Annotated in this window: 22 protein-coding genes and 2 pseudogenes; 17 read left to right on the top strand and 7 right to left on the bottom strand. The window is 70.5% G+C overall.

The features are described from left to right. The first annotated feature begins 25 nt into the window (after window positions 1-25). Window positions 26-1,012 carry a folate-binding protein YgfZ gene (locus QFZ75_RS17810; RefSeq protein WP_307538116.1) on the top strand — a complete coding sequence of 329 codons (987 nt, stop codon included), beginning with the start codon at window positions 26-28 and terminating at the stop codon, window positions 1,010-1,012. Between the two features lie 34 nt (window positions 1,013-1,046). Here QFZ75_RS17810 and dtd read toward each other — a convergent pair whose 3' ends face one another. Further along, window positions 1,047-1,472, bottom strand: a complete 426-nt coding sequence (gene dtd / locus QFZ75_RS17805; protein ID WP_307538114.1) for a D-aminoacyl-tRNA deacylase — start codon at window positions 1,470-1,472, stop codon at window positions 1,047-1,049. Window positions 1,473-1,643: 171 nt separating this feature from the next. On the opposite strand from dtd, the gene QFZ75_RS17800 reads away from it, so the two are divergent. Together QFZ75_RS17800 and QFZ75_RS17795 are read left to right on the top strand one after the other, a co-directional pair. Continuing rightward, window positions 1,644-2,258 carry a hypothetical protein gene (locus tag QFZ75_RS17800; protein ID WP_307538112.1) on the top strand — a complete coding sequence of 205 codons (615 nt, stop codon included), beginning with the start codon at window positions 1,644-1,646 and terminating at the stop codon, window positions 2,256-2,258. Window positions 2,259-2,407: 149 nt separating this feature from the next. Beyond that, a complete protein-coding gene (locus tag QFZ75_RS17795; RefSeq protein ID WP_307538111.1) occupies window positions 2,408-3,664 on the top strand; it encodes a GNAT family N-acetyltransferase in 1,257 nt (418 codons plus the stop codon). A 197-nt stretch (window positions 3,665-3,861) separates the two neighbouring features. Here the strand turns inward: QFZ75_RS17795 and QFZ75_RS17790 are convergent, their stop codons facing one another. Next, a complete protein-coding gene (locus tag QFZ75_RS17790) occupies window positions 3,862-4,047 on the bottom strand; it encodes a hypothetical protein (protein ID WP_307538109.1) in 186 nt (61 codons plus the stop codon). Between the two features lie 210 nt (window positions 4,048-4,257). Here QFZ75_RS17790 and QFZ75_RS17785 point away from each other — a divergent pair, with 210 nt between their 5' ends. Next, window positions 4,258-5,172: a winged helix-turn-helix domain-containing protein gene (locus QFZ75_RS17785; protein WP_307538107.1), complete on the top strand. Its 915-nt coding sequence runs from the start codon at window positions 4,258-4,260 to the stop codon at window positions 5,170-5,172. 72 nt (window positions 5,173-5,244) lie between these two features. On the opposite strand, the gene QFZ75_RS17780 is transcribed toward QFZ75_RS17785, so the two are convergent. Then, window positions 5,245-5,433: a hypothetical protein gene (locus QFZ75_RS17780; RefSeq protein ID WP_307538105.1), complete on the bottom strand. Its 189-nt coding sequence runs from the start codon at window positions 5,431-5,433 to the stop codon at window positions 5,245-5,247. A 218-nt stretch (window positions 5,434-5,651) separates the two neighbouring features. On the opposite strand from QFZ75_RS17780, the gene QFZ75_RS17775 reads away from it, so the two are divergent. Together QFZ75_RS17775 and QFZ75_RS17770 are read left to right on the top strand one after the other, a co-directional pair. Beyond that, a complete protein-coding gene (locus QFZ75_RS17775) occupies window positions 5,652-6,503 on the top strand; it encodes a GntR family transcriptional regulator (RefSeq protein ID WP_307538104.1) in 852 nt (283 codons plus the stop codon). Further along, window positions 6,503-7,240, top strand: a complete 738-nt coding sequence (locus QFZ75_RS17770) for an HAD family hydrolase (protein ID WP_307538103.1) — start codon at window positions 6,503-6,505, stop codon at window positions 7,238-7,240. Before QFZ75_RS17775 ends, QFZ75_RS17770 begins: the two co-directional genes overlap by 1 nt. A gap of 6 nt (window positions 7,241-7,246) precedes the next feature. Here the strand turns inward: QFZ75_RS17770 and QFZ75_RS17765 are convergent, their stop codons facing one another. Then, the gene (locus tag QFZ75_RS17765) at window positions 7,247-7,444 is read right to left on the bottom strand and encodes a hypothetical protein (RefSeq protein ID WP_307538102.1); all 198 of its coding nucleotides are present in this window, start codon (window positions 7,442-7,444) and stop codon (window positions 7,247-7,249) included. Window positions 7,445-7,606: 162 nt separating this feature from the next. Between QFZ75_RS17765 and QFZ75_RS17760 the strand changes: the two genes are divergently transcribed. From QFZ75_RS17760 to QFZ75_RS17740, 5 genes are all read left to right on the top strand, one after another. Continuing rightward, window positions 7,607-8,476, top strand: coding sequence for a winged helix-turn-helix domain-containing protein (locus QFZ75_RS17760; RefSeq protein WP_307538100.1), 870 nt, complete (start codon window positions 7,607-7,609; stop codon window positions 8,474-8,476). A 145-nt stretch (window positions 8,477-8,621) separates the two neighbouring features. Beyond that, window positions 8,622-10,868, top strand: a complete 2,247-nt coding sequence (locus tag QFZ75_RS17755; RefSeq protein WP_373465892.1) for an aminoglycoside phosphotransferase family protein — start codon at window positions 8,622-8,624, stop codon at window positions 10,866-10,868. A gap of 39 nt (window positions 10,869-10,907) precedes the next feature. Further along, window positions 10,908-11,792: a hypothetical protein gene (locus QFZ75_RS17750; protein WP_307538097.1), complete on the top strand. Its 885-nt coding sequence runs from the start codon at window positions 10,908-10,910 to the stop codon at window positions 11,790-11,792. Between the two features lie 199 nt (window positions 11,793-11,991). Continuing rightward, a complete protein-coding gene (locus QFZ75_RS17745) occupies window positions 11,992-12,609 on the top strand; it encodes a TetR/AcrR family transcriptional regulator (RefSeq protein ID WP_307544579.1) in 618 nt (205 codons plus the stop codon). A 64-nt stretch (window positions 12,610-12,673) separates the two neighbouring features. Continuing rightward, window positions 12,674-14,824 (top strand): AAA family ATPase, encoded by a 2,151-nt coding sequence (locus QFZ75_RS17740; RefSeq protein WP_307538094.1) that lies wholly within the window; start codon window positions 12,674-12,676, stop codon window positions 14,822-14,824. Between the two features lie 76 nt (window positions 14,825-14,900). On the opposite strand, the gene QFZ75_RS17735 is transcribed toward QFZ75_RS17740, so the two are convergent. Next, window positions 14,901-15,755, bottom strand: a complete 855-nt coding sequence (locus QFZ75_RS17735) for a nitroreductase/quinone reductase family protein (RefSeq protein ID WP_307538091.1) — start codon at window positions 15,753-15,755, stop codon at window positions 14,901-14,903. Window positions 15,756-16,221: 466 nt separating this feature from the next. Here QFZ75_RS17735 and QFZ75_RS17730 point away from each other — a divergent pair, with 466 nt between their 5' ends. The 3 genes and pseudogenes from QFZ75_RS17730 to QFZ75_RS17720 form a co-directional block, all read left to right on the top strand. Continuing rightward, entirely contained in the window at window positions 16,222-16,659 is a 438-nt protein-coding gene (locus QFZ75_RS17730; RefSeq protein WP_307538090.1) for a hypothetical protein, read from the top strand. Between the two features lie 77 nt (window positions 16,660-16,736). Further along, window positions 16,737-17,012 (top strand): annotated as a pseudogene (locus QFZ75_RS17725) (carboxymuconolactone decarboxylase family protein); the annotation flags it as partial. A gap of 17 nt (window positions 17,013-17,029) precedes the next feature. After that, window positions 17,030-17,665: pseudogene (locus QFZ75_RS17720) on the top strand (sigma-70 family RNA polymerase sigma factor); the annotation flags it as partial. 117 nt (window positions 17,666-17,782) lie between these two features. On the opposite strand, the gene QFZ75_RS17715 reads toward QFZ75_RS17720, so the two are convergent. Then, window positions 17,783-18,523 carry a VOC family protein gene (locus QFZ75_RS17715; protein ID WP_307538088.1) on the bottom strand — a complete coding sequence of 247 codons (741 nt, stop codon included), beginning with the start codon at window positions 18,521-18,523 and terminating at the stop codon, window positions 17,783-17,785. Window positions 18,524-18,623: 100 nt separating this feature from the next. Here QFZ75_RS17715 and QFZ75_RS17710 point away from each other — a divergent pair, with 100 nt between their 5' ends. From QFZ75_RS17710 to QFZ75_RS17700, 3 genes are all read left to right on the top strand, one after another. Continuing rightward, window positions 18,624-19,133, top strand: a complete 510-nt coding sequence (locus QFZ75_RS17710; RefSeq protein WP_307538087.1) for a helix-turn-helix domain-containing protein — start codon at window positions 18,624-18,626, stop codon at window positions 19,131-19,133. Between the two features lie 105 nt (window positions 19,134-19,238). Next, window positions 19,239-19,835, top strand: coding sequence for a hypothetical protein (locus QFZ75_RS17705; RefSeq protein WP_307538085.1), 597 nt, complete (start codon window positions 19,239-19,241; stop codon window positions 19,833-19,835). Window positions 19,836-19,989: 154 nt separating this feature from the next. Next, entirely contained in the window at window positions 19,990-20,334 is a 345-nt protein-coding gene (locus QFZ75_RS17700) for a DUF2516 family protein (RefSeq protein ID WP_307544577.1), read from the top strand. Window positions 20,335-20,526: 192 nt separating this feature from the next. On the opposite strand, the gene QFZ75_RS17695 is transcribed toward QFZ75_RS17700, so the two are convergent. Further along, window positions 20,527-22,065, bottom strand: coding sequence for a PP2C family protein-serine/threonine phosphatase (locus tag QFZ75_RS17695; RefSeq protein WP_307538083.1), 1,539 nt, complete (start codon window positions 22,063-22,065; stop codon window positions 20,527-20,529). Window positions 22,066-22,353 lie beyond the last annotated feature (288 nt).

Raw genomic sequence — 22,353 nt, 5'->3', positions numbered from 1 at the left:
CGGCGCGGTCGTAGGCTGTGTGGATATGAAGAGCCCTCTGCTGTCCCTGCCCGGTGCCGTTCCCGCCGAGGGAGTGGACGAAGGCGTAGCCGCGCACTACGGCGACCTGTTCCGCGAGCAGCGTGCCCTCGCCGACGGCACCGGTTTCGTGGACCTCTCGCACCGCGGGGTGGTCGCCGTCACCGGTGCGGACCGGCTGAGCTGGCTGCACCTGCTGCTCACCCAGCACGTCAGCGACCTCCCGGCGGGGCAGGCAACCGAGGCGCTGATCCTCTCCGCCAACGGCCACGTCGAGCACGCGCTGTACCTCGTCGACGACGGGACGACGACCTGGGCGCACGTCGAGCCCGGCACGCAGGAGGCGCTGATCGCCTACCTGGAGTCGATGAAGTTCTTCTACCGCGTCGAGGTCACCGACCGGACCGGCGAGTTCGCGGTCGTGCACCTGCCGGCCGGGTCCATCGCCGCGGCCCCCGAGGACGCCGTCGTGCGCGAGACGTCGTACGGGCGGGATCTGTTCCTGCCGCGCGCGGAGCTGGAGTCCTTCGCCCGGGACACCGGCAAGGACGCGGGCGGGCACGGTCCGGCGGTCGGGCTCCTCGCGTACGAGGCGCTGCGCGTCGAGCAGCACCGCCCGCGGCTCGGCTTCGAGACCGACCACCGCACCATCCCGCACGAGCTGGGCTGGATCGGCAGCGCGGTGCATCTGCAGAAGGGCTGCTACCGGGGCCAGGAGACCGTCGCCCGCGTCCAGAACCTCGGCAAGCCGCCGCGCAGGCTCGTCTTCCTGCACCTGGACGGCAGCGAGGTCCTCCTGCCGCCGCACGGCGCGGAGCTGCGCCTCGCGGACGAGGGACCGGAGGGACGCAAGATCGGCTTCGTCACGACCTCCGTACGCCACCACGAGCTCGGCCCGATCGCCCTCGGCCTCGTCAAGCGGAACGTCCCGCTGGACGCCCGGCTGGTCGCCGACACGACGGCCGCCGCCCAGGAGGTCGTGGTCGAGCCCTAGGCGGGCCCCCGCGGCACCCGCTGCTGCCCGGGACTCACATCTCGACGAGCACCGTGAACGGGCCGTCGTTCGTCAGCGAGACGCGCATCTTCGCGCCGAACCTTCCCGTGGCCACCGTCGCGCCCAGTGCACGCAGTTGCGCCACCACCTCGTCCACCAGGGGCTCGGCCACGTCGCCGGGGGCCGCCGCGTTCCAGGTGGGGCGTCGGCCCTTGCGGGCGTCCCCGTAGAGGGTGAACTGGCTGACGACGAGCAGCGGCGCGTCGATGTCGGAGCACGACCTCTCGTCCGTCAGCATCCGCACGGACCAGAGCTTGCGGGCCAGTTGGGCCGCCTTCTCCTTCGTGTCCTCATGGGTCACCCCGACGAGGACGCACAGCCCCTCGCCGTCGATCTCCCCGACCGTCTCGCCGTCCACGACGACGCTCGCGCCGTCCACCCTCTGCACCACCGCACGCATACGGACCATCATGCCGTGCGTCCGGTCGGCGCCCGTACGGCGTCCGTACAGGGTCTTTCGTATTGCTCCTTAACAGTCCATCTGGGGCCGATCGGGGGCACTCGGTCACATAGCGGCCACTTGGGGTGGCACGATGCTCACACACGCCGGTCGAGGGGACGGTCGAGGCACATGAGCACACCGAGTACGGGGCGGTCACCCGGGCCCGTTTCACTGACCCGGGTGGGTCCGCCGGCCCAGCGGACGGACAGCCCGATGCCGGAACCCGCGTCACCGCTGGGCGGCCTGCGGCTGCCGGAGCTGCGCGGTCTGCGCCGGGACGCGCACCGGGACGAGGCCGATCTGAGTTACGTACGACGGCTGCTGCAGGGCCGGATCGACATCCTGCGGGCCGAGCTGGGGCGGCGTACGGGTCCCCGGGGGGGCCGGGCCGGCGGCCCCGGGACCCCTGTCGTCGAGGAGGCGTCGGTCGTCGCGCGGCTGTCGGAGATCCTGACGGACGCGCCCGCCCGGCACCGCTCGTCGGCGCGGCACGTGACCGTCGGGACGCCGTACGGCGAGGAGTACCGGCTGCTGGCCGCCGACATGCTCGCCGAGGTCGAGCTGTCGGACCTGGAGGCGCGTACGGACGCGGAGCTGAACGCCGGGATGGCGCGGCTCGTGGGCTACGAGCAGCAGGTCTCACGACGGCGGCAGGAGCTGCAGCGGACGGCCGACGACTGCAGCGCGGAGATCGCCCGCAGGTACCGGGAGGGCGAGGCCCAGGTGGACGACCTGCTGATGTAGCCGGTTCCCGGGCCCGGCCGCGGAGCCGGTCCCGGGGTCCAGGGTCCGAGGTCCGGTCCCGAGTCCGGTCCCGAGGTCCGGTCCCGAGTCCGGTCCCGGGGTGTGAAATCCGCACGACACCTCCCGCGCCGTATGCCTAGCGTGACCCCATGAGTTCGCGCGACGACATCGACGTACGCCCCATCCGTGCCGACGAGATCCCCGACTGGATCCGCGCCATGAACACCGGGTTCCTGCGGCCGCCCGGCCCGTCGGAGGCGGAGATCGCGGACCGCAGCACCTACATCGTGCCCGAGCGGACGCTGGGGGCCTTCGACGGGCAGCGGTGCGTGGGGACCTTCCGGTCGTTCGCGCAGGAGATCACCGCGGTGGGCGGCACGGCCGTACGGGCCGACGCGATCTCGAACGTCACCGTGACCTCGACCCACCGCCGCCGGGGCATCCTCACGCGGATGATGGCCCAGGACCTGGCGGCCGCGCGGGAACGCGGAGACGTGGTGGCGACGCTGATCGCCGCGGAGTACCCGATCTACGGCCGGTACGGGTTCGGGGCGGCCACCACGACCGCCGAGTGGACGGTCGACGTCCCGCGGACGGGGCTCGACCCCCGGTGGGCCGGACCCGGCGACGGCGGCCGTGTCGACCTCGTGGACGGCGACGACGTACGGAAGAACGGGCCGGAGCTGCACGAGCGGCTCAGGCGTTCGCAGCCGGGCGCGATCGACCGGAGCGAGCGGTGGTGGCAGACGGCCACGGGCGGGCCGGTGCCGGACCGGGCGGCCTGGACCGAGCCGTTCCACGCCGTGTACCGCAACGCGCGGGGCGAGACGGAGGGCCTGCTCACGTACACGGTGGACGACCACTGGGGGGACGCGAAGCAGCCGCTGCAGACCGCGCAGGTCAAGGACCTGATCGCCGTCTCGCCGGCCGCGGAACGCGCCCTGTGGCAGCACGTCTGCTCGATCGACTGGGTCACGGCCGTCCGGACGGGCCGGCGTGCCGCCGACGACCTGCTGCCGCACCTGCTCCCCGACCCGCGCGCGGCGGCGATCACCACGCAGGCCGACTGGCTGTGGGTACGGATCCTGGACGTCGTGGCGGCGCTGGAGGCCCGGACATACGGGGCGACGGGCGCCCTCGTCCTGGAGGTGACGGACGCGGCCGGACTCGCCCGGGGCCGGTACCGGCTGGACGCCTCGCCCGAGGGAGCGAGCTGCGCGCGGACCACCGAGGAGGCCGAACTGGTCCTTCCGGTGGCCGGGTTGGGGTCGCTGTGGCTCGGGGACGAGTCGGCGGTCCGGCTCGCGGCGCTGGGCCGGGTCCAGGAGATACGAGAGGGCGCCGCCCGGCTGGCCGACGCCCTGCTGCGTACATCCAGGCGACCGTGGTGCCCGGACATCTTCTGAACATCCTCCGGTGTGTTTGCCGCGGTCTGCGTGCTGCGTGTGGTGCTCCGTAGCTGTTCAGTTGTTGTCGGTCCTGCTGTGTCGTCGGTCCTGCTTCCGCGGACGGCGGACCGTTCCGCGGTGGTGCGGCCGACCGGGCTCCCGGCTCCCCTCCGGAAGGGAACCCGGTCGGCCGGCTGCCGGACGGTGAGGTCCGATCAGCCGGACTGGGCGAGCAGCACCACGAGGATCACTGCCCCGATGCCGCCGATCATTGAGTTCTTGGCCTTGATTCCGATGGCGAGGGCGACGAAGGCGACGACGCCCATCACTCCGTACTTGACCTGGAGCAGCTGCTCCATGGCGATGGCGAGGACGGCGACGACGATGGCTACGAGCGGCATGCGGTCCCTCCTTCGGGACGGGGCGGCAACCCCCGCCGGGACCGAATCACCTGGTCGCCGTTCGCGACCCCGGTGGCCAACCCCCCGGAAGTTTGACCATGTTGCTGAAGTTGGTCACCAACTTCAATGAAGTTATCTCCGCTTGGATGCGTCTCATAACCACCTTCGCGGTAACTGCCCAAAGATGGCGCGAAGTTGTAGGGTTCGGTCGTGGACCCGGAACATGCCGCCGTCAACGGGCGGAACAGGGCACAGCAGACACAGCGTTCGCAGAGGTCGCACCACGAGGTGGCCGACGAGCTGCGCAGCCGGATCTTGTCGGGTGAGCTGCGGGCGGGAGCGCGCATGCCCACGCAGGCCAGACTGGCCGACGAGTTCGGGGTCGAGCGCGGGACCGTGCGGCAGGCGCTGCGCATCCTGCAGTCGGAGAACCTGCTGTCCAACGTGTCCAAGGGCAGCCCGGCGACGGTCGCGCAGGACGTGGACAAGGCGCTGACCGGGCCGGCGGCCCCGCCGCGGACCACCATGGTGGCGCTGGCCTCGCGCATCACGGACGCCTTCTCGGCGCCGCACGTGGCGATCGACGCGCTGTGCCTGACGGCCGTCTCGCTGACCCTCGCGATGGGCGAACCGCTGCGGCTCATCCACGAGGGGCGAATGAAACCGGCCAGGATCGACGTCCGCGTCCTGCTGCCGTCCCGTGACATCGACCTCGCCTTCCCGGCGGCGGTGGACGCGACGGGGGACGGGGCGCGGGTCCAGCGGCGCTGGCTGGCCCAGCGCAACGCCCAGGGCCAGGTCCTCAAGCACAACCTGCTGGCGTTACGGGCGACGCACGGCATCGACGTGCGCATCACGTTCCGGGCCCTGCCGTTCACCCCGCCGGTGAAGTTGTACCTGCTCAACGAGGCGGAGGCGCTCTTCGCGTACTACACGCTGGAGCGGCGGGGCGAGGAGATCGACCACGAGTACCTGGAGACGTACGACGCGGAGGGGACCCAGTCGATGCTGTTCGCCTTCGAGCCGGGCGAGGGGCTGCGCGCCGCGACGTTCGTGGAACAGTCGCACCTGTGGTTCAACGCGCTGTGGGAGACCATCAGCTCGGAGCTGGTGCTCACGGGCTGAGATCTCCCACGGGTGGTACGGCCTGCTTCGAGCTGGGCTCGCGCGGTGTGAGCTGCGGATGGTTCCCGCAGGTCACAGAGCCGGTCCTGTGAATATCAGGGCCAGGACGACGGCCCCGACGGAGCTGCAGGTGGGGCTTCTGACCTTGAGGCCCACGGTGAGCAGCAGCAGTCCTACGGCGCCGCCCAGGCCGAACCGCCACTCGACGAACTGTTCGAATCCGACGACGAGGAGGGCGGAGAAGAGGGCGATGGCGGGCATGGTGGATCCTCCTTCGGATCGTGCGGTACGGATGCGGAACCTTCCTACGTGCCAACTCCTTGCGAGAGGAGGCGGAACTTCCGCCATCTCTTTGAAGTTGGTTACCAACTATGCTTAAGTTATCCCCAGTTGGTACCTAGTCGCAAACAACTTTCAAACAAGTCCCTTTAGATGGGCCCAGGTTGTAGCGTTTGGTCGTGACCCAGGAGAACGTGGCAGTGAACGACAGCAGAAAGCTTTCGGCGCAGGAGATCGCCGACATCCTGCGCGACCGCATACGCGCGGGCACCCTGCGCGCCGGCGACCGCCTGCCCACCCAGGCCGAGCTCGCCGAGGAGTTCGGCGTGGAACGCGGCACGGTCCGCCAGGCCCTGCGCGCCCTCCAGGACGACGGCCTCCTCAGCAACGTCAGCAAGGGCAGTCCGCCCCGCATCGCGGACGTGCCCCCGACGCGGGACGAGCCCCAGCCGACGATGGTGGGGCTGGCGCCGCGGCTGGTGGAGGCGTTCGGCGCGCAGCGTGTGCGTATCGACGTCGTGTGCCACACGGCCGAGACGCTGATGCTGGCCATCGGGGACCCGGTCCGCCGGATCCACGACGGCACCCTGCGCCCCGAGTCGATCGACGTCCGCATCCTGGTGCCGTCCCGGGAGATCACCCTCGCCTTCCCCGTCTCCGTCGACAGCACCGCCGAGGACGACCCGGTCCACCAGCGCTGGCTGGACATGCGCAACGCGCAGGCCCATGTCCTGCGGCACAACCTCAACGCCCTGCGCTCCTCGCACGGCATCGACGTGAACGTCACGTTCCGCGCCCTGCCGTTCACCCCGCCGGTCAAGCTCTACCTGCTCAACGGAGCCGAGGCGCTGATCGGCTACTACGTCCTCACGCGCCGCGAGGAGCCGTACGAGAGCCGGACCCTGGAGATGTACGACGCGCTCGGCTCCAAGTCCCTCCTCTTCTCCTTCTGGACGCGGTCGGGGCAGCGCGACGCCGCGTTCGTGGAGGAGTCGCAGAAGTGGTTCGACGGCCTCTGGGAAACCATCACGACGGACCTGACACTCTCCTAGTGACTCCTGATACGAAGCAGACTGGTCCGGTGGCTACAGAGACAGAGAACCTGCGCGCGGTGATCGAGCGGGCCCGCTTCGTCCTCTTCGACTTCGACGGGCCGATCTGCCGGCTCTTCGCGGGGCATTCGGCGCAGGACGTGGCGAAGGACCTGGTGGAATGGCTCGAACGCCAGGGCCTGCGCGAACTGCTCACCGCGCAGGAACGCGTCCACCCCGACCCGATGGCGGTCCTGTACGCGGTCAACCGCCGCCATCCGCACAGCGACCTGGTGGTCGAGCTGGAGGACCGCCTCACCCAGCAGGAACTCAAGGCGGCGCCCTCCGCCTGGCCCACCGAGTTCGCGGACCCGCTGATACGGACCTGGAGCGCGGTGGGGGCGAGGCTGGCCGTGGCGACGAACAACTCGCCCCGCACGGCGGCGACCTACCTGGAGAGCCGGGGCCTGTCCGGCTGCTTCGCGCCGAACATCTACGGCCGCACCCAGGACCTGGACCACCTCAAACCGCACCCGCACTGCCTGAACCGGGCCCTGAACGCCCTCGGCGCCGCCCCGCGGTCCGCCCTCATGATCGGCGACGCCCCGTCGGACTACCTGGCCGCCGAATCGGCCGGAGTCCCGTTCCTGGGCTACGCGCGCAACGAGCGCAAGGAGAAACTGCTGCGGGACGCCGGGGCCCGGTACGTGGTGGCCTCGTTGGAGCCGGTGCTGGGGGTTCTCCGGAGCCGGTCGTGAGGTGGCTCAAGCCTGCAACTGGAGTGTCAGCAGGAAGAAGAGCCCGGCCGACCACCAGGCCAATCGCGGGTGGCCGGCCCGCACCCCCACCAGCAGGAGGGCCAGCAGGACCAGCCCGGTGAATCCGAGCCTCGACTGGACCAGCTGCGAGAGGGCGAGCCTGATGCAAGCGCCCAGTAGTTGGAAGAAGACCATGTTCCCCACCCCGTTTACTTCACTGAAGCGATCAACAAGCGGTCCAATTGGACTGGTTGCCTTGAATTTGGTGTCCCCGGGTGAGCAGATCCCTTAACCAACTTTCAAGTTGGACTGCCGATTTGACTGAAATCCGGTTTGTCGACAGGCCGGAAGAGGTACGTTCGCCGTGTGAGTGACGAGCGGAGCGGCGAGGGCGGCAGGGAATTCGTGCGCGTCCTGGAGGAACTGCGCAACCGCATGGTCGGTGGGACGTACGCCGTGGGTGCCCTTCTGCCGCCGCAGCGCGTGCTGGCCACGGAGTTCGGGGTCTCCCGCGACACCGTCCAACGGGTACTGAGGGAGCTCGTCAGCGAGGGCTGGATCGAATCCAGGCAGGGCAGTGGATCACGAGTGGTCAAGGTCCAGCGCATTCAGCCCGTGACGCCGAGGCCCTCGGCGCAAGGTCGGGCAGTCATGCTGGGACCGATCATCGCCGAAGCCTTCGAGGAGCCTGAAGTCTCGCTCGACGTCTACACCCTGACGTCGGAGTCCCTCGACGCCCACATCCGGGTCCAGGCGGAGCGGATCCGCGCCAAGCAGATCGCGCCACAGCGCATCTCACTGCGCATGTTGCTGCCCGCCGAGGAACTGGACCTTCCCTATCCCCGGTCCATGGAGACGCCGGACGATCCGCGGGTGAAGGCACGGTTGCTCTCCCTCACCCGCCGCCATGCGGCCTCGTTGCGGGAGGTGCTTCAAGAGCTGAGGGTCCAGCGTGCTGTCCCGGCCGTCGACCTGCAGATTCGCCACGCACCGCTGACGCCGGCCTTCAAGCTGTACATGCTGAACGGCTCGGCCGCACTGCACGGGCTGTACAAGGTGACCGAGCGGCGCATCGTCCTGGAGGACGGTGAGGAGATCGATGCCCTTGACGTGCTCGGTGTCGGAGCCACTCTCATGCACTACGCCGCGGACGATGATCCGAACTCGACCGGATCGGTTTACGTCGACACCATGCAGTCCTGGTTCGACTCCGTATGGAACTTGCTGGCGACCTGATCTCCGTTGGGCCGATAAGGGGCAATGTGAGGCGTACCGTTCCCTCGGGTCCTACCAGAGGTTTACCTCATTGAGACGAACCCGGCGCGTCAGCCGTATTCAACGGCGTTTAGGGTTTGCGCAACCTCAGTCACAGGAGTTGCCCGTGGGCACATCCACGGTTCCCAGCCATGCCCCATGGGAACCAAGCGTCGCCGATGCTGCCTACGACGAGTTCGTGGAACGGGCGAAACAGGTCGGAGTGGTGAGCAGTGGCCACCACAACCAGAATTATGTGCTGCCTCTGACCGAATCGATGGCGCGTCGGGTGGGGCGTGAACCGGGCACGAGCGTGACCGTCCGGATTCGCCGGCCGGAGGTCGTGCCGGTGGTCATCAGGACATGGGAGCACGAGGCGGAAATCCTCGCCGCCATCGGCGATGCCCTGCCGAACGTGCCGCAGTGTCTGGCCCAGCGGCACGACTCAGCCGTTCACAGCTATGTGGAGGGTGTCCCGCTCTCCATGGTCTGTCCCAACGGCAAGCCGGTCGATGGCATGTTGATCGGTGCCCTGGCCGGTCTCCTGGCGCAGATGTCCCAGGTGCGCAAGGAGGCGCTGCCCCCGTTGCCCGCCGACTGGCCGCCCAACGACAAGGACAGCCGGGCTTTTCTGCGCACGCTGGCGTATCTCGCCGACCGCCAGATCCGTCAGCCCAATTGGGCTGCCTTCGGCGGTCTGTTCGCCGCACTGGGCATCCCCGACGACGCCCTCGTCCGGCTGGCCGAGCGGGTCCCCGCCATGGCCCGGCGCCCGTACAGCCTGCTCCACGCTGACCTCCACCGGGACAACGTGATCGTCACCTACCGGGGCGAGCCGCCGCTGATCTGCGTGGACTGGGAACTCGCGACGTACGGTGACCCCCTTCACGACCTGGCCACGCATCTGGTCCGCATGCAGTACCCGGATTTCCAGTGGGACCAGGTCGTCGAAGCCTGGGTGACAGCCGTGCAGACCACTCGGCCCCTGGCTGCGAACGGCCTCTCCAAGGACCTCCGCCACTATCTGGCATTCGAGCGCGCGCAGTCCGTCTATCCGGACGTGATGCGGGCGGCGCGTTCACTGGAACACTCCCTCGACCAGCAGAATCTGGACCGGGCGACCGCATCGGTCACCAGGGCGCTGAGGGCCGCCGCCGATCCCCTGCGGCTCGTCCGAGTACCGGACGAAGCAGAGGTCGAACGCGTCCTTGTCCGGTGGCAGGCGTCCCGCCTCGGCCGTCGGCCGGGCACCGGCAGAACGGCCACGGTGTACCGGTGGACGCCGGACGAACGGATCCCCGAGCACCCTGATTTCCCTCGCTCGTCCGTGGTCGAGGCCCTGATCGCCGAAGGCGCGGCGCCGGCTCAACGGGTGTTCAAGGGAACGGCCCACCTCAACTCCGTCGTGCGCGTGCCAGGCGTGGAGTTCCCCGTCATGGTGCGGCGCAAAGTGGCATCGGTCTGCCGTCGTGAGCGTGGATTCCTGAGCGAGCATGCCGTCCTCGCGGCCATCGAGCGGTCCGGGATCGCAGCGACGGCCCCGAGGATCCTCGCGCTGGGCGAGAGCCATGTGAGGGACCCCTTCGCCATTCACACCTATGAAGGCGCACGCGACGACGACCAGCCCCCCAGTCACCCGGTGAACGGTCTCCTGCCCCGTGAGGCGGACGGTCTTGTCGACCAGCTCTGTGCGCTCACCCGGGTCGACCTCGTGTCGGTGGACCCGATTGCCACGGAGTGGGCGCAGGACGGGGACTTCTCCACCTGGCTGAACTGCCAACTCGTGCTGCTCGTCGATGGGTTGCCCAAGGAGTCCCAGCAGCTGGCCGGAGTGCTGGGGTTGCCGAACGCGCGGCGGCTGGGCGAGATCCTGTCGCGGCACCGGGTCACCCCGCGGCAGCCGACCCTGCTGCACGGCGACCTGAACCCCTGGAACCTCGTACGCCGCGACGACGCGTACGCGCTGACCATCATCGACTGGGAGATGGCTCTGGTCGGTGATCCCCTGTACGACCTCGTCCGGCACATGCACCTCACGCCAACCCGTCCCGAGATTCGCGACCGCATGTTCCGCCGCTGGGTCAAAGGGTTGCCGAGCACGTACACGAAGGGCTGGGAGAGCGACTGGCAGGTCTACCGGCGCATCGAGACGGTCCGCTCGGCCTACGTGGACCTCGACCGGTTGGTCACGGGCGCGAGTCTCGACGCCCCCAACGTCAGTCGAGCGGTGCAGTCGTACGGGATGACGTTGCGGGCGGCGAAGGGATCGCTCGGACTTCCCTCGCGTGAACTGTCGAACCCCTATCTTGTCCGTGCGCTGCCACATGGGGACGATGGCACCACCAGGCGGGTGAGGCTGTCGGTCGGAATGTGAAGCGGTGCGCCGGACCGGCCGGTTCAAAGGGGGACGCCGATGTCCGGTGCGCGGAATGATCCTGCACTACGTGGTGGCGAACGCCTGAGGCGTTTTCAGGCGCGCTTCGAGCCGGTCGTGACCCGCATCCTGCTTCTCGGGATGTTCGCCGTCGGGCTCGTGGCCCAGTTCTTCGAACCCGTCGGCGATGCGCTTGAGGGCAAGGCGGCCCTGGGCGGCTCCCTGCTCAGTCTGGTCGGCTACGTTCTGTACGACTCGGTACGGGAACTGGCCACGTCCCTCCGGCTGCCGCCACAGTCTCGCGTCCAGTCGCGGGAGCTCGGCGGCTTCGTGACCGCGGCGTTCCGTGCCAGGGAGGTGGAGATCCGGTTCCTCGGCTACACGGGGGAGACGCTTTACAACGAGCTGTATCACCGGCTGGAAGGCCTCCTGGACGATCCCGGGCCGACCAGGCACGTCTCCGTGCGGATCCTGATTCCGGACTTCGAGCAGCGGATGACCGTCCCCTCGCGTGTGGGACCCGACGGCGCACCGGTGGACGATCCGATGTTCCGCCGAGGCCTGGAGTCGAAGTGCGAGGTGTACGACCAGAGGCTGTCGGCGATCGTGGAGCGGCTCACGGTCGCGGGCCGGGTGACGGCGGAGTGCGAATATCGTCTCTACCCCGGTATACCGAGGGACAAGATCTGCATCTTCAACCGGGAACAGGTGTTGCACGGCCTCTACAACGTGGTCGCGCGAACCGTGGAACGGAGCACCGATCCCGAGTTCTACGATCCCAAGGGATACAACACGGAACTCAGTGTGTGGGCCCGGGGCGGCAATGACGACGCACGCGTCGTCGTGGAGACGTGGAACAAGCATCTCGACGACCTGTGGAGTCTGGCGGCAGTCCCGCGCTGGCGGCGAGGCGCCGCAGACTGAGCCGGATCAGCAGGGCGACCCGCCCGTAGCTCCGGTTTCCGGTTCGCTCCAAGGCGACGGCGGGGGTCCGGGAGGTGGCTAGGCTCGGGGCATGGGTGAGACGGGTGTGGCGGACGCCGGTGGTGCGGGTGGTGCCGGCGGTGTGAGTGGTGCCGCCGATGCGAGGGGTGTCTCCGGTGGGAGGGGCGCGGCGGGTGCCATGGGGCTGCGTGAGCGCAAGAGGCTCCGGATGTACCGCGACGTCTCCGACATCGCCATCTCGCTCTTCCTCGAGAAAGGGTTCGAGAAGGTCTCCGTCGCGGAGGTCGCCGCCGCCGCCGAGATCTCCAAGCCGACCCTCTTCCGGTACTTCCCCTCCAAGGAGGACCTCGTCCTGTACCGGTTCGCCGACCACGAGACCGAGGCCGCGCGCGTGGTCGCGGAACGGGCGCCCGGACGGTCCGCGATCGAGGCCCTGCGGCTGCACCACCTCGCCGGGATCGAGCACGGCGACCCGGTGACCGGCGTCAACGGTGACCCGCACGTCCTCGCCTTCCACCGGCTGCTGTACGGGACGCCGTCCCTCGTGGCGCGGCTCTACGAGTACCTGGAGCGGTCCGAGGCCGCCCTCGCCGCCGCGCTCGGCGGAACCCTCCGGGCGCGGCTCGCCGCCGGCCAGATCGTCGCCGTGCGGCGGATCCTGGCCATGGACAGCTGGCGGCGCATCGCGGACGGCGAGGACGTCACCGCGGTACGGCGGGACGCCGTCGCCGCGGCGGAGGGCGCCTTCGCGCGGCTGGCACAGGGGCTCCCGGAGTACGCGACGCCCGGCACATGACCGCTCACTCCGTTACGGAGTAAAAACTTTAACTTGGTTACGTTATTCGCGTACCCTCGGTCGAATGACGTCCACCGACCCCTCCCTCGCGGATGCCCCCACCGCCCGGCTCCGCCATGAGCGCGTTCACCACGACCTCTGCCGCGCCGCCCTCGCCGCGATGGTCGACGGAGCGCAGGAACACGTCGTCACCGGAGAGGACGTGTCCGCGTCCGGCGCCGACGCCGAAGTGCTCGGGTACGTGCTCCGGAGCCGGGCGAAGGAGATGCGGGAACTGCCCGAAGGGCCGCTGTTCTTCGGACGGCTGGACTTCGGGACGGACAGCGGGACCGCCGGCGACCACGCCGGGCAGAGCTATCACGTCGGACGTCGGCGGATCAGCGAGCATCCCGCCGCCCCGCCCCTCGTCGTCGACTGGCGTGCCCCCGTCTCCCGCGCCTTCTACCAGGCGAGCACCCGTGATCCACAGGGCGTGGACGTGCGGCGGCGCTTCGGCTGGGCCCCGGGCAGCCGCGGGGAGTCGGCCGACCTCACCGGGCTGGAGGACGAGCACCTCACGGGCCGCCTCCCCCGGCACCGCAGCCCGGAGAGCCGCATCCTCGCCGACGAGATCGAGCGCCCCCGCGTCGGCCCGATGCGTGACATCGCCGCGACCATCCAGCCCGACCAGGACGACCTCGTACGGGCCGGCCTCGCCGTGTCCGTGTGCGTGCAGGGCGCTCCTGGCACCGGCAAGACGGCCGTCGGGCTGCACCGGGCCGCGTACCTGCTCTACACCCATCCGCAGCGCATCCGGCGCGGCGGACTGCTGATCCTCGGACCGAACCCCACCTTCCTCTCCTACATCTCGGAAGTGCTCCCCGCGCTCGGCGAGACCGGCGTACGGCAGTCGACGATCGGCAACGAGATCAGCAATGAGATCGGCATCGACATCGGCAAGGGCATCGGCAACGACAGCGACATCGGCATCGGGATCGGCCGGCATCCGGTGGGTGGCGAGGACGGCGAGCGCACCGCCGTCGTCAAGCACGACGCCCGTATGGCGGAGGTGCTGCGGCGCGCGCTGTACGCCCGCGTGAACCCGGCCGCCGTGCGCGACGACCTCACCGTGCCCGACGGCACGTACCGCTGGCGGGTGCCCGCCGCCGTGCTCACGCGGATCGTGGCCGACGTACGGGCCGAGGAGCCGCCGTACGCCACCGGGCGTGAGCGCGTACGGACCCGCGTCGTGCGGTACGTGCAGGAGCGGGCCGAACGCCGGGCCGGACCCCGGACCGGCGCCTGGCTGCAGAAGGTCTCGCGGGCGCGGCCCGTCAGCGCGTACGTCGACGCGGTGTGGCCCGGGGTGCGGCCGCAGGAGGTCGTCGCCGGGCTGCTGGCCGAGCCGGCCGCGCTGGCCGCGGCGGCGGACGGGGTGCTGGACGCGGACGAGCGGCAGGCGCTCCTGTGGACGAGGCCGCCCCGGTCGTGGAAGTCCGCCCGCTGGTCGGCGGCCGACCTGGTCCTGCTCGACGAGGTCGCAGGACTGATCGGACACCCGGCCCAGTACGGCCACTTGGTGGTCGACGAGGCACAGGACCTGTCACCCATGGAGTGCCGCGCGATCGGCCGCCGCGCCGTCTTCGGGTCGGTCACGGTCCTCGGTGACCTCGCTCAGGGGACCACGCCGTGGGCCGCCCGGGAGTGGGGCGAGCAGCTCGCGCACCTGGGGAAGCCGGAGGCGTCCGTGGTGCCGCTGACCACCGGGTTCCGGGTGCCGGAGGCGGTCGTCGAGCTGGCGAACCGCGTACTGGCCAAGCTGGACGTGGGGGTGCCCCCGGGCCGGTCGCTGCGCAGGGACGGCGAGTTGCGGATCCGCCGCACGGACGACGTGCCGCACGGGACGGTCGAGGCCGTCCGCCGCGCGCTCACGTACGAAGGGTCCGTGGGGGTCGTCACGGCGGACCCGGACGTCGCACGGGTGCGGGAGGCGCTCGGTGCCGCCGGCATCGAGGCCGGCCGGGTGGAACAGCTCGGCTCACGGGTGACCGTGTTGGCAGCCGGTGCGGCGAAGGGGCTCGAGTACGACCACGTCGTCGCCGTGGAGCCGGCCGCGATCGCGGAGGGGTGCGGGGGAGGGCGGGGCCGGGGGCGCGGGTTGCACCTGTTGTACGTGGTGCTGACGCGGGCGGTGTCCAGGCTGGACGTCGTCCACGCCCGCCCGCTGCCGTTCTAGCGAGGGCCGGCCCGCACGCCCCCCCCAGTCCGGACGGGTCGTGCGGGGCGTGCGGGCCGGGCAGGCGGCGGCGGTCCTAGTGGACGGCTCCGGTCGGCAGGTCGAGCACGGGGATCAACTGCTCCTCCTCGTACGTCAGATGGGCCTCCAGCGCGGTGCTGAGCCGCTCCACCTCGTCGCGCACGTGCCGGGGATCCGCCGACTCCGTACCGATGACCTGCTTCAACTCCGCCGTCAGGGCGGCGATCCGCACGTGTTCCTCGCGCAGGCGGTCCAGGACCGGGGCGAGCTCCGGACGGCGTTCGGCGAGGAACGGGAACATGGCGATGTCCTCGCCGGTGTGGTGGTTGTGCAGGCCCTGGCAGAAGGTCAGGCAGTTGATGCGCAGCTGGGCGCCGAGGGTGGGGCCCGCGTCGCCGATCTCCCGCCGCACGATGGCGAGTTCGCGACGGAAGGCGTCGTGGATCGCCTTGACGTACTCGCCCATGGAGGAGGTGCTGACGTTCGGCGGCCCGCCGGTCGCGATCTCGTGCAGCACGACCACCGGAATCACCCGGCTGGTCTTCGCCTGGTACTCCGCCCAGCCGGAGTCGGCCTCGACCGCGCGGGCGAAGGCCTCGTCACGTGCGGTCCCCTTCAGCACCTCGGCCTCGGCCCCGTACGTGAACACGCCCGTCTCGACGTTGACGTGCGGATGCGCGACGAGGTTGTGGAACCAGTCCGGATGCTTCGGCGCACCGCCGGCGGAGGCGATGACCAGCACGCGGCCGTCCCCGTCGGGGTAGTAGCCGACCGGGGTGGTGTGCCGCTCGGCGGAACGGGCTCCCGTGGTGGTGAGCAGGAGCAGCCGGGCGCCCTCGAAATAGCCGCCGACCTTTCCGGAGTTGGCCCGGAATTCCTCGATGACCTGCTGGTTGAAGTCGGTGGGCATTCTTTTCTTTCTGCTGGATGAATTCTGCAAAAGGGCAGGGGGAATCGCCGCGGGGGGATCGGGCCCGCCCGCGGGAGGGGGTGCGGTCTGCGTGTGCGTATGCGTATGCGTATGCGGTGTGCGCGCTCGGTGTGCAGCGGCGTGGTGCACCGCGACGGTGGTGGTGGTACGCCGTAACGGGGTGGTGCACCGCGACGGGTGCGCGCACACGCGGATACGCCTCGGCGCGCGGCTGCTTCACGCGCGCTCGAGAAGAAGAGCTTGAGAAGAAGGGGGCGGCCCTCTGGCCCGCCCGGGCCTCACTCGGAGGCCGGGAACCCTACTGTTCGTTGGCCAATGGCCGACCCGGCAGTCACGGAGAAAAGGGTAGGGGAATTCGTGCGTACAGGCAATGTATTTGTCTTTCCATTCCGGACCGGAGGGGGACGGTGGACCTCCGGCCCCCGTCCGTGGTCGACTCTCTGACATGAGTCTCGCGGTCGATGTGTACGTGCCCCGTGCTGAGGGCGGCATCGAGGTGCTGGACGTTCCGCCCGGATGCTCCGACGCGGCGGGCCGGGAACGGTGGCGCACCGAGGTGTGGGGGTCCGGGCCGGTCCGTTCGCTGGGCGCGCGCTTCCTTCCCCGGCTGGCCACGGAGGACCTCGCCGTGGCGCCGCACGAGGTGGCCGCCCTCATCGCCGAGTGCGATCTGATCCGTACGGATCTGGCGCGGATCGCGGAGCACATGCGCGCGGAACCGGAAACGGGGACGGAGCCGGGAGCGGGGGCGGAGACGGGGCCTGGGACAGGACCGGGCAAGTCCCTCTCCCCGCACGCCGACGACGTGAGCCGGTGCCTGGACAACATCGTGGACGCGGCGCGGCGTGCGCTGGCCGTCGGCGGCGGGATCATCATCTGGTAGCCGACTCCCGTACGGCGACGGCGCACCATCCTGAGGCCGCCCGGGACTCCGGGAACCTGGGCAGCGGCATCGCCGGATGGAGCATGGCCGACGAGGGCCTCAAGACGTTCGCGCACATGGCGGTGGCCGCGCAGGTGGGCTGCGGTTGGTGCCTGGACGTCAACTACTTCCAGGTGTTGGGCAAGAACCTGGACCTGGCCAAGGCGAGCCAGGTGCCGCGCCGGCGGGAGTCGGAGGCGTTCACACGGTTGGAGCGGGACGTGCTGGAGTACGTCGACGCCATGACGAGCACGCCGCCGACCGTGACCGACGAGCTGTACGCGGGCCTGCTCGACCGCCTGGGTCCGGCGTCACCGTCACCGTCACCGGGATGGCCGGTGAAGCCGATGGCGATCCCTTCGTCGTCCACCGCGCCCTACTGTTCACCGTCGCCTACGAGATGCTCGGATCGGCGGCCGACGCGGAGGACGTACTGCAGGAGCCCTGGCTGCGGTGGTCCGGCGTCGACCGGTCGCAGGTGCGCGATCCGCGGGCGTGCCTCGTCCGGATCGTCACCAGGCAGGGGCTCACCCGGCAAGGGCTCACCCGGCTGCGGACGGTGTCGCGCAGCCGTGAGGAGCACGTGGGGGAGTGGCTGCCGGAACCGCTGCTGACCAGCCCTGATGTCGCCGAGGACGTCGAACTCGCGGAGAGCGTCTCGATCGCGATGCTGACCGTGCTGGAGACGCTCGGCCCGACGGAGCGGGCGGTGTCCGTGCTCCACGAGGTCTTCGAGACGCCGTACGGCGAGATCGGTGAGGTCGTCGGGAAGTCCGTGGCGACGGTACGGCAGGTCGCGCGGCGAGCCCGCGAGCACGTGGCGGCCCGGCGGCCGAGGGCGCGGGTGAGCAGGTCGGAGCAGCAGGCCGTGGCGGAGCGGTTCCTGGCGGCGCTGCGCACCGGGCGGTTGCTGGAGCTGATGGACGTCATGGCGCCGGACGTGGTCCTCGTCGCCGACGGCGGCGGGCGACCGGGACATCACCGGGGGAGTACCGCAGGCGACTACAGCGGTCGTAACCGCTGTAGTGGCTGTGGCTGTGGCTGTGGCGGTCGCAGGGGTGCCGGTGCGTCAGAGGGCTTCGCGTCAGGAATGGGCGAGTACGCAGAACTCGTGGCCCTCGGGGTCGGTCAGGCACGTCCACGGCACGGCGCCCTGGCCGAGGTCGAGGTCGGTGGCGCCGAGGGACCGCAGCCGGGCCACCTCCGCCTCCTTGTCGTCACCGGGGTACGGCAGCAGGTCGAGGTGGACGCGGTCCGGCCCGGTCTTCGCGCCGGGCGTGCGCAGGAACTCGAGATACGGTCCGACACCCTCGGCGGAGCGCAGCACCGCGTGCTCGTCGGACACCTCCTGCAGGGTCCAGTCCAGCGCCGCGTCCCAGAAACGGGCCATGGCCCGCGGATCCGCGCAGTCGACCACCACCACGGCGATCGGCCCGGTGTCCCGGTGGACCTCCCGCGGCTCCAGCACACAGAACTCGTTGCCCTCCGGGTCGGCGAGGACCGTCCACGGCACCTCGCCCTGGCCCACCTGGGCGGGCGTCGCCCCGAGGGCCCGGAGACGCGCGACCAACTCCGCCTGGTGGGCCGCGGAAGAGGTGGCGAGATCGAGGTGCACACGGTTCTTCGTGCCCGTCCCGGGCTCCGGGACGGGCACGACGTCGATGCCGACGACGACGGGGTCCGGCCACACCAGGCCGCCGGCGGGTCCGACGTAGGTGGTCACACCGGGGCTGTAGGCGCTCCAGCCGAGCGCCTCCGCCCAGAACCGGCCGACCGCCGAGTGATCGACAGCCTTGATGTTCACCTGAACGGGTCGTAGCGCCATGCCGCCGATCCTATGCAACCGCTCCCCGCACGGAGTGGCGTGGCGCACTTTTGCAAGCACGTGCTTGCAAAAGTTAGCGGGGATGGTGCACCGTAGGGGCATGGCATCGCTCAACGTCGGCAATCTCGGTGAGTACCTGCGGGACCAGCGGCGCAACGCGCAGCTGAGTCTGCGGCAGCTCGCCGAGGCCGCCGGGGTGTCCAATCCGTATCTGAGCCAGATCGAGCGCGGGCTGCGCAAGCCGAGCGCGGAGGTGTTGCAGCAGGTCGCCAAGGCCCTGCGGATCTCCGCCGAGACGCTGTACGTCCGTGCCGGGATCCTCGACGCCGAGCGAGACCGGGACGAGGTGGAGACGCGTGCCGTCATCCTCGCCGACCCGACGCTCACCGAGCGGCAGAAGCAGGTGCTGCTTCAGATCTACGAGTCCTTTCGCAAGGAGAACGGGTTCGAGATCAATGCTGCCGAGGATGCTCCGGACGACGTCCCGGAGACGGAGACGGAAACCGGGACGGAGACCGAGAGCGAGGCGGAGGCCGGCGCGGACGCGGGAGGCCTCGTGGAGGACAGACCCCGCACGGCCGACGGCAGCGGTGCCGCGCAGAGCGACTAGCACGACCCGCACGACCCGCACGACCCGCACGACCCGCACGACCCGCACGACCCGCACGAAAACCCTCACGTACCACGTCACAGCGATTCCGGGAGGACCATCACCATGGCCATCACCGACGACCTGCGCAAGACCTTCAGCGACCCGACCCCGCTCTACTTCGCCGCCGGTACCGCCGATCTGGCCATCCAGCAGGCCAAGAAGGTGCCGGGTCTCGTCGAGCAGCTGCGCGCCGAGGCGCCGGCCCGCATCGACGCCGTACGGGGCATCGACCCGAACGCCGTCCAGGAGAAGGCCACCGCCCGCGCCAAGGGCGCGCAGGAGACCCTCCAGACCAAGGTGAACGGCTTCATCAGCAACCTGGACACCGACCTGAAGAAGATCGGTGAGACCGCCCAGGACCTCGCCCTGCGCAGCGTCGGCGTCGCCGCCGAGTACGCCGTGAAGGCGCGCGAGACGTACGAGAAGGTCGCCGAGCACGGCGAGCAGACCGTGAAGACCTGGCGCGGCGAGGCGGCCGAGGAGATCGAGGAGCTGGCCATCGCGGTCGAGCCGAGCCCCGAGCCGGGCGAGGGCACGATCGAGAAGCCCGTCGCGGCCGAGGCCGAGGCCGCCGCGCCGAAGAAGGCCCCGGTCAAGAAGGCCCCGGCTGCCCGCAAGACCACCACGACGGCCAAGAAGAGCACGCCGCCCGCGAAGTAGGGCGGGCGAGCGGCGGACGCGCGATGCGTACGCCGCCGCGCGGATCCGTGCCGGCGAACGGGCCGGGCACTCCGGGCACTATCGGAGTTCCCGGCCCGTTCTGCGGGTACGGTGACCGCGTAGCGACGACAACCAGACTCGGGTGGTGGGCACAGTGCTCCTGACGGCATTCGGCGGCCTCATGTGGCTGATCTTCACCGCCATGCTGGTGCTTGCGGTGGCGGCGCTGGTCCTCGCCGTGCTGGCCCGTGAGGACGCCTACCGCGCCGCGAACAAGCAGAACAAGATGTTCTGGCTGATCATCCTGGGTGTCACGGTGGCCGTGAACCTGCTGGTGCCGATCGTCTTCCTGCAGATCGCGGGCCTCGTCGCCACGATCGTCTTCTTCGTGGACGTCCGGCCCGCCCTCAGGCAGGTGTCGGGCGGCGGCCGGGGCGGCCGTCGGGGCGGAGGAAGCAGCAGCGACGGTCCGTACGGGCCCTACAACGGCGGGCGCTGACGCTCCCCTCCTCCTCTCCCCCCCCCCCCCGCGGCCGCCTGCACCTTGCGTCCGCACCCCGCACCCCGCGTCCGCACCTCCGTGCCTGCATCTCCGCGTACGCACCTCCGTGCCTGCATCTCCGCGTACGCACCTCCGTGCCTGCATCTCCGCGTCCGCATCTCCGCGTCCGCACCCCGCGAATAACGGGCTCTAGGCCACGCGGTCCAGCAGCAGTACCGCCACGTCGTCCGTCAGCTCGCCGCCGTTGAGGTCCCGTACCTCGTTCACGGCGGCCCGCAGCAGTTCCTCGCCGCGCAGGCCCTCCGCCAGCTGGCGGCGGACCATGTCCACCATCCCGTCCTGGCCGAGCCGTTCCCTGCCCTCACCGGTCCGGCCCTCGATCAGGCCGTCCGTGTACAGCATCAGGCTCCACTCGCCGCCCAGTTCCACCTGCTGGCGCGGCCACCGCGCGTTCGGCAGCAGACCGAGTGCCGGGCCGCCGTTCTCGTACGGCAGCAGTTCGGCGACGGGAGGCGCGCCGGCGACCTCGGTCCCGCCGGTCCGGGCGCCGCCGGCCGGGGTCCGGGACCTGGCCGGGCGCGAGATCAGCGGAGCGGGGTGGCCCGCCAGGCACAGGCCCGCGCGGCGGCCGTCCGGTGCGATGTCCACCGTGCAGAGCGTCGCGAAGATCTCGTCGCTGTCGCGCTCGTGCTCCAGGACCTGCTGGAGTGTCGACAGCAGCCGGTCGCCGCACAGGCCCGCCAGGGTCAGCGCGCGCCAGGCGATCCGCAACTCCACACCGAGGGCGGCCTCGTCGGGACCGTGCCCGCAGACGTCGCCGATCATGGCGTGCACGGTGCCGTCGGGTGTGCGGACCGTGTCGTAGAAGTCGCCGCCGAGCAGCGCGCGCGAACGGCCGGGCCGGTAGCGCGCGGCGAACCGCAGCGACGAGCCCTCCAGGAGCGGCGTGGGCAGCAGGCCGCGCTCCAGCCGCGCGTTCTCCTGCGCCCGCAGTCTGGACTCGGTCAGCCGTCGCTCGGCCCGGTCGGAACGCTTGCGCTCCACCGCGTAGCGGACGGCGCGGCTCAGCAGCCGGCTGTCCAGCTCGTCGCGGAAGAGGTAGTCCTGGGCGCCGGCGCGTACGGCCGCCATGCCGAGGTCGGTGTCCTCGGCCGGGGTGAGCGCGAGGACGGCGTGCCGGGGAGAGAGCCGCAGCACGTGCCGGAGCGTGGCCAGCTCGTCGTCCGTGGCCGCGTCCGTGGCCGCGTCCCCGTTCGCCTTCGCCGCCTGTTCCGGCCGCTCCGCCATGGCCGCGGTCGTGATCGCAGCGGCGGTCGCGGCCGTGAAGCCTGTCGGCGGGCCGGGCGTCCGCAGCGCGAGGTCGAGCAGGACGCACTGGACGTCGTCGGTGAGCAGCCGCTCGGCCTCGGTGAGGTTGCGGGCGGTACGCACACGGATCTGTCGGCCGGTCGCGTCCCGCAGCTCGGGCACGGTCAGCGCGCCGGCCGGGTCGTCCTCGATCACGAGCAGCGTCAGCGGGGCGGTGTCGGCGTCGGTGCCGCGCCTCGCCGAGGACAAGGAGGACGACTCCGGGCCGGGCGGGGTGCCAAGGGCGCCGGGTGTGCCGGGTACGCCGGGTGTGCCGGATACGGGCGCGGCCTGCGCCGGTCCGCCGGGTGAAGACGCGGCGTGAGCCTGACCACCTTCCACGGCGGGGATCGCTCTCTGCCGCGGTACGGGTACGGGCATCGTCTTGGGTTCCTTCCCTCCCCCCGAGGGCATGGCGGGTCGAGGGATCTCGATCCACCGACGGGGACCATAGCGTCAGGCGCCGTCACAAAGGAATGACGGCGGACCGGACGCGTGCGGAACAGCCGCTGTCATATGCCGCATCCTGTACCGCAATTGGGCAGGATGCGCGCTTGCACGGGATGACGTACATCACGCCCCAGGGGTTGAGCCCCGTACCGGAAAGTGCCACGGATCACGTGCTGCAGGTCACGCCGACGAGGTCGGCGAGGGGTTGGCAGGGGTCGG

The organism is Streptomyces sp. V3I8, from assembly GCF_030817535.1.
In the GTDB taxonomy this organism is placed as follows: domain Bacteria; phylum Actinomycetota; class Actinomycetes; order Streptomycetales; family Streptomycetaceae; genus Streptomyces.
The sequence above is the reverse complement of the archived record's forward strand: the minus strand, read 5'-3'. Positions and strand labels throughout refer to the sequence as shown.